Raw genomic sequence first — 5,323 nt, forward strand, 5'->3', positions numbered from 1 at the left:
GAATCGGACTGGCCGCGCCCCAAGTTGGTATTCTGGATCGCATGATCGTGTTGGACTGCGAAAAAGAAGAGGGGAGCGAGCCTGCGCCGTTGGTCATGGTTAATCCACGGGTCATCTCGGCATCTGATGACACAAACGTCTATGATGAAGGCTGCCTGTCGATCCCAGATCAATATGCTGAAGTCACGCGTCCGGCGGATGTGCGTGTTGAATGGCTCGATCTGAACGGAAACCTGCAAGAACGTGATATGGGCGGCCTATGGGCAACCTGTGTGCAACACGAGATTGACCATCTAGAGGGCAAGTTGTTCATCGACTACCTCAAACCGCTGAAACGCCAGATGATTACCCGCAAGATGCAAAAGCTGAAACGAGAGATGGCGCGCGCATGAGCGTTCTGCCGATCGTGGCATGGCCTGATCCGCGTTTGAAGCGCATTTGCGCGCCCGTGGAACGCATCGACGATGCACTGCGCCAATTGGTGAGTGATATGTTCGAAACGATGTATGACGCGCCCGGGCGTGGCTTGGCGGCGCCGCAAGTCGGCGTGATGCAGCGGTTGTTTGTGATGGACGCAACCTGGAAGGAAGGCACGCGCACACCGCTTGCCTGCATGAACCCCGAAGTTGCTGTGCTTGGTGAAGCGCTTAGCACCAATGAAGAAGCCTGCCTGTCGATCAAGGGTGTGGCGGCCGATGTGACGCGGCCCAATCAGATCGAACTGACCTTCACCGATATCGAGGGCGTGCGGCTCTCGATGATACTTGAGGGGTTCGCAGCGATTTGTGCCCAACATGAATGTGACCATTTGGACGGTCGCGTGATTTTCGACCATTTGGATGATGCCGCGCGCGACGCGTTGGAAGCAGAATATAGGGCAATGACACAATGACGGTTCGTAAATGTATTCCATGGCCCGACAAACGCCTTCGCACCAAGGCTGCTGATGTTGCCGAGATCACCGATGAGGTACGTGCCGTTTGGGATGATTTGGTTGATACGATGGAAGCCATGCCCGGCGTTGGGATGGGCGCGAACCAGATTGGCGTGATGTTGCGCTTGGCCGTTGTTGATGCCTCTAAAGAGCGGGGCAAAGTTATCCGCCTGGCCAACCCCGAAATTTTACATTCCTCAATCGAGCTTCGCGAACATGACGAGGCGAGCCCAAATCTGCCGGGCGTCTCCGCGATCATCAAGCGGCCGCGCGCGGTTACGGTGCGGTTCCTCAATGAAAAAGGCATCATTGATCGACGTGATTTCATCGGGCTGGAGGCGACCTCAGTGCAGCACCAGATCGATCATTTGAATGGCAAAATGTATTTCGATCATCTTAGCCGTGTGAAACGCGAGATGTTAATCAAAAAGGCGCGCAAGCTATGAGAGTGATCTTCATGGGCACGCCAGATTTTTCCGTGCCGGTTCTAGAGGCGCTGGTCGCAGCAGGACACGAGATTGCAGCGGTCTATTGTCAGCCACCACGCCCGGCGGGTCGCGGTAAGAAAGAGCGCCCAACGCCCGTTCATGCGCGCGCATTGGAGCTTGGTTTGGACGTGCGCCACCCTGTGTCTTTGAAGGGCGCTGACGAACAGACTGCCTTTGCTGCTCTCAACGCTGATGTGGCGGTCGTTGTGGCCTACGGGCTGATCCTACCCCAAGCGATTTTGGATGCACCGGCAAAGGGGTGTTTGAACATTCATGCCTCGCTTCTGCCGCGCTGGCGCGGAGCTGCACCTATTCACCGTGCGATTATGTCTGGTGATCCCCAGACGGGTATTTGCATCATGCAGATGGAGGCGGGGCTAGATACCGGACCGGTTCTCTTACGCGAGGCGACGCAGATCGGTGCGCAAGAAACGACTGGCGCCTTGCATGAGCGTCTTAGCGTAATGGGTGCGCGGATGATTTGCGCAGCTTTGATGGACCTTGACCAACTGGTGCCAAGCATTCAGCCAGAAGGCGGCGTCACATACGCCAGCAAGATCGACAAGACCGAGGCACAAGTAGATTGGTCACGATCCGCCATCGAGATTGATCGCCAGATAAGAGGGCTTTCGCCGTTTCCGGGGGCTTGGACAATGCTGGGGGCTGCGCGCGTAAAGCTACTGGCGAGCAGCATAAGCACCGGCGAAGGCATCGCAGGGCAAGCGCTGGATGATGCGCTCACCATCGCTTGTGGCACTGGCGCGGTTCAAATCATTCGCGCGCAGAAGGCTGGTAAAGGCGCGCAGGATGCGCAAGAGTTCCTGCGCGGCACACCCGTGCCAGAAGGCACCCAGTTCGGGGAAGGATAACGCGATGTTTCTGGCACTTTTCGGCACGGTCGTAATCGCAGGTATCGTTGGATATATTTCCGAGAAAAGCGAATTCACCCACAACGGCTATTTGCCTTCAATCATCATATGTGTGGGCGGCGCTTTTTTGTTCTATTTCATTACGATTATGTTTCGTGTGGGCTTTGGCTCGCCGGGTGTTGACGCGATTGTTTCTTCAATCGGGGCGCTGATTATCGTGCCGACACATTGGCGAAGGTAGGGCGCAAAGCAACGCCCGAGCTACATTTTCGGCGGAGCGTTTTTGTAAATCGGTAGCCGCCAGCCAAAACGCATTGATCCTGCCCGTAAGATGACAGTGACGACAATCGCGGTACCGAATACGATGGTGTTGGGCATGTCCAAGTAATCAGCAAGGACACCAGCGCTTGCACCCGCAAAGGCCGCGCTGACATAAAGCTCGCCTTGTTTGAGAACCAGCGGCACTTCATTGCAAACCACATCACGCAACAAGCCGCCCATGGATGCAGTCACAATCCCCATTAGGATCGCGATGATCGCGGGTTGCCCGACCGCAAGAGCGACCCCAATCCCCGCCGCTACAGCGACGCCAAGCGCCAGCGCGTCGAGCCATAGCAAAAGGCGATAGCGGCTTTCCACGAGATGCGCAGTAAAGAACACTAAAAGCGCGGCCGCGCTGGTGAGGGCCAAATAGGTAGGTTGCTCGATCCAGAAGATCGGATTGCGATCCAGCAAGACGTCTCGCACAGTGCCGCCGCCGATCCCGGTCAGGGCAGCGAGGAAAGCGAAGCCAACCAGATCAAGCTGCGCGCGCGAGGCCACCAACGAGCCCGTCAGCGCAAAAATAAGGACGGCCGCGTAATCGAGAAACGTGAGCAGGCTCATGCGTTCTTCTTGAACGGAGCCATGCCCGCGCGCGCCAATTCATCTGCGCGCTCGTTCTCTGGATGGCCTGCATGCCCTTTGACCCATTCCCAGTTCACCTGATGGCGGGCTTGCGCTTCATCAAGGCGCTGCCAAAGTTCGACGTTCTTGACAGGCTTCTTGGCAGACGTTTTCCAGCCGTTCTTTTTCCAGCCGTGAATCCAGCCCGTTACGCCGTTCTTCACATAGGTGCTATCCGTGATGATTGTTAACTCTGCCGCGCGCTCAAGCGCTTCCAGGGCTGCAATAGCGGCCATCAATTCCATCTGGTTATTGGTGGTCAATTCCGCGCCGCCGCTTAGTTCGCGCTGCTTCACAATCGCGCCGCCGTCGTCCACGGCGCGCATGAGAACCCCCCAACCGCCGGGGCCAGGATTGCCGCTGCAAGCGCCATCCGTATATGCGTAAAGTCTTGGCATTCTTATGCTTTCTTGCTCTGCAAAACCACCCAAGCCGCCATTTCACCGCTTAAACCAATGTCTTCACCGTGGCTTCGCCAGATGACGGATAGGCCGTTGTCGTTCATCATTTTTTCTAATTCGGCTTCGGTAAAGTAACTGTAGCGCCGCCCGATACTGTCGCGGCTTTCATCATCGCCGATCTTCATGCCGATGTGGAATATTCCGCCAGATTTCAACGCTTTCGCGATAGCGTTTACATGATCTGGGACCTTGGCGCGTTCAGCGTGAAGAAGCGAGAAGTTGGCAAAAATTCCGTCGTATTGATTAACGGCATCAAGCGCATCGAAGGTTTCCTGCCGCGCGCTGACGCCTGCAACTTGCGACGCGATCCTGACCATTTCGCCCGAAGCATCCGTGGCCTCAACCACCAAGCCGTGCTCTGCCATGCGACCAGCAAAATGGCCGGGGCCACAGCCAAGGTCCAAAATGCGCCCGCCCGGTGCGACGTGCTCGATGAAGGCGGCAAGCTCTGCTCGATCCGCGTCCGTTTTTGTGATCTTCGCGTATTCTTGCGCTTTCGCGTCATAAATGCCGAGCGTTTCTTGATCGCTCATGAGGCTTCTCGCAGCACGCGCGGGACTTTGAATTCTACGTTTTCTTTTGCCGTTTCGACGACCTCGATAGTTACGTCAAAGCGCCCCTTGAAGGCGTCTATGACTTCGGTAATCAACACATCCGGCGCGGATGCTCCTGCTGTTATGCCAATGCTTTCAATCCCTTCAAGCGCACGCCAGTCAATGTCGCTCGCGCGCTGCACAAGCTGCGCATAGGAACAGCCTGCCTTTGCGCCAACCTCGACCAAGCGGCGTGAATTGGAAGAATTCGGCGCGCCGACAACAAGCATGGCGTCTGTCTTGGCCGCCATCGCCTTGACCGACTCTTGCCGGTTGGTCGTCGCGTAGCAAATATCTTCTTTATGAGGGCCTTGGATATTGGGAAAGCGCGCTTGCAATGCCGCGACTACGTCTGCTGTATCGTCCACTGACAAAGTGGTTTGCGTCACAAAGGCCAGCTTGCCCGGATCACGCACATTCAGTGACGCGACATCAGAAGGTTCTTCTACAAGCAGGACCTCGCCCTCGGGCAGTTGCCCCATCGTGCCGACAGTTTCGGGATGACCTTCATGGCCGATCATAACCAGTTGAAGTCCGTTTGCTGAATGACGCTCGGCCTCGATGTGGACTTTGCTGACCAAGGGACAGGTCGCGTCCACATAGACCATGTCACGCTTTGCGGCACTTGCGGGCACCGATTTAGGAACGCCGTGGGCAGAGAAGATGACGGGGCGGTCATCGGGGCATTCGTCGAGTTCTTCAACAAACACCGCACCTTTTTCGCGCAGGGCATCAACAACGAATTTATTGTGAACAATCTCGTGGCGCACGTAGACAGGCGCGCCCCATTTTTCGAGCGCCATTTCGACAATCTTGATCGCGCGGTCCACGCCAGCGCAGAAACCGCGCGGCGCAGCAAGGTAGAGTGTGAGAGGTTGTCCGGTCATCATCTGCTCCGTCTTGGAAAGCCCTGCTGTTTGGGCAACTGGTAGCGTGATGATGCGCCCTGGTCTAGGGGCAGGGGGCAGGCGAAAAGACAAAAGCCAAGGCGCAGGGCCTTGGCTTTTATAAGTTAGCTTACTTCTTCGTAGCT

At 56.4% G+C, this 5,323-nt stretch carries 9 protein-coding genes; 5 read left to right on the forward strand and 4 right to left on the reverse strand.

What is annotated here, in order from left to right:
* From def (WBC85_RS10510) to WBC85_RS10530, 5 genes are all read left to right on the forward strand, one after another.
* A partial coding sequence (gene def / locus WBC85_RS10510) for a peptide deformylase (protein ID WP_424436427.1) occupies nt 1-392 on the forward strand: 392 nt, incomplete at its 5' end.
* Nucleotides 389-892, forward strand: a complete 504-nt coding sequence (gene def, locus WBC85_RS10515; RefSeq protein ID WP_424436430.1) for a peptide deformylase — start codon at nt 389-391, stop codon at nt 890-892. The genes def (WBC85_RS10510) and def (WBC85_RS10515), both read left to right, overlap by 4 nt.
* Complete coding sequence (gene def / locus WBC85_RS10520; protein WP_424436433.1) at nt 889-1,380, forward strand: peptide deformylase; 492 nt, start codon at nt 889-891, stop codon at nt 1,378-1,380. Before def (WBC85_RS10515) ends, def (WBC85_RS10520) begins: the two co-directional genes overlap by 4 nt.
* Nucleotides 1,377-2,291, forward strand: a complete 915-nt coding sequence (gene fmt, locus WBC85_RS10525; RefSeq protein ID WP_424436436.1) for a methionyl-tRNA formyltransferase — start codon at nt 1,377-1,379, stop codon at nt 2,289-2,291. The genes def (WBC85_RS10520) and fmt overlap by 4 nt, the downstream gene beginning before the upstream one ends.
* A gap of 4 nt (nt 2,292-2,295) precedes the next feature.
* Nucleotides 2,296-2,532 (forward strand): hypothetical protein, encoded by a 237-nt coding sequence (locus WBC85_RS10530; protein ID WP_424436439.1) that lies wholly within the window; start codon nt 2,296-2,298, stop codon nt 2,530-2,532.
* A gap of 20 nt (nt 2,533-2,552) precedes the next feature.
* On the opposite strand, the gene WBC85_RS10535 is transcribed toward WBC85_RS10530, so the two are convergent.
* Genes WBC85_RS10535 through ispH form a run of 4 tightly spaced genes read right to left on the reverse strand, consistent with a single transcriptional unit; the run spans nt 2,553 to nt 5,177 of the window.
* Nucleotides 2,553-3,176, reverse strand: coding sequence for a trimeric intracellular cation channel family protein (locus tag WBC85_RS10535; protein WP_424436442.1), 624 nt, complete (start codon nt 3,174-3,176; stop codon nt 2,553-2,555).
* On the reverse strand, nt 3,173-3,634 hold the full coding sequence (gene rnhA, locus WBC85_RS10540; protein ID WP_424436445.1) for a ribonuclease HI: 462 nt from the start codon (nt 3,632-3,634) through the stop codon (nt 3,173-3,175). Before rnhA ends, WBC85_RS10535 begins: the two co-directional genes overlap by 4 nt.
* A 2-nt stretch (nt 3,635-3,636) precedes the next feature.
* Nucleotides 3,637-4,230 (reverse strand): class I SAM-dependent methyltransferase, encoded by a 594-nt coding sequence (locus WBC85_RS10545; protein ID WP_424436448.1) that lies wholly within the window; start codon nt 4,228-4,230, stop codon nt 3,637-3,639.
* A complete protein-coding gene (gene ispH / locus WBC85_RS10550) occupies nt 4,227-5,177 on the reverse strand; it encodes a 4-hydroxy-3-methylbut-2-enyl diphosphate reductase (protein ID WP_424436451.1) in 951 nt (316 codons plus the stop codon). Before ispH ends, WBC85_RS10545 begins: the two co-directional genes overlap by 4 nt.
* Nucleotides 5,178-5,323 lie beyond the last annotated feature (146 nt).

It is taken from the genome of Planktotalea sp. (assembly GCF_049680325.1).
Taxonomy (GTDB): Bacteria; Pseudomonadota; Alphaproteobacteria; order Rhodobacterales; family Rhodobacteraceae; genus Planktotalea.

Bases quoted from the DNA above. Each gene is read 5' to 3' on its own strand.
- def (WP_424436430.1), top strand. From the start codon at position 389: ATGAGCGTTCTGCCGATCGTGGCATGGCCTGATCCGCGTTTGAAGCGC.
- def (WP_424436433.1), top strand. From the start codon at position 889: ATGACGGTTCGTAAATGTATTCCATGGCCCGACAAACGCCTTCGCACC.
- fmt (WP_424436436.1), top strand. From the start codon at position 1,377: ATGAGAGTGATCTTCATGGGCACGCCAGATTTTTCCGTGCCGGTTCTA.
- WBC85_RS10530 (WP_424436439.1), top strand. From the start codon at position 2,296: ATGTTTCTGGCACTTTTCGGCACGGTCGTAATCGCAGGTATCGTTGGA.
- WBC85_RS10535 (WP_424436442.1), bottom strand. From the start codon at position 3,176: ATGAGCCTGCTCACGTTTCTCGATTACGCGGCCGTCCTTATTTTTGCG.
- rnhA (WP_424436445.1), bottom strand. From the start codon at position 3,634: ATGCCAAGACTTTACGCATATACGGATGGCGCTTGCAGCGGCAATCCT.
- WBC85_RS10545 (WP_424436448.1), bottom strand. From the start codon at position 4,230: ATGAGCGATCAAGAAACGCTCGGCATTTATGACGCGAAAGCGCAAGAA.
- ispH (WP_424436451.1), bottom strand. From the start codon at position 5,177: ATGACCGGACAACCTCTCACACTCTACCTTGCTGCGCCGCGCGGTTTC.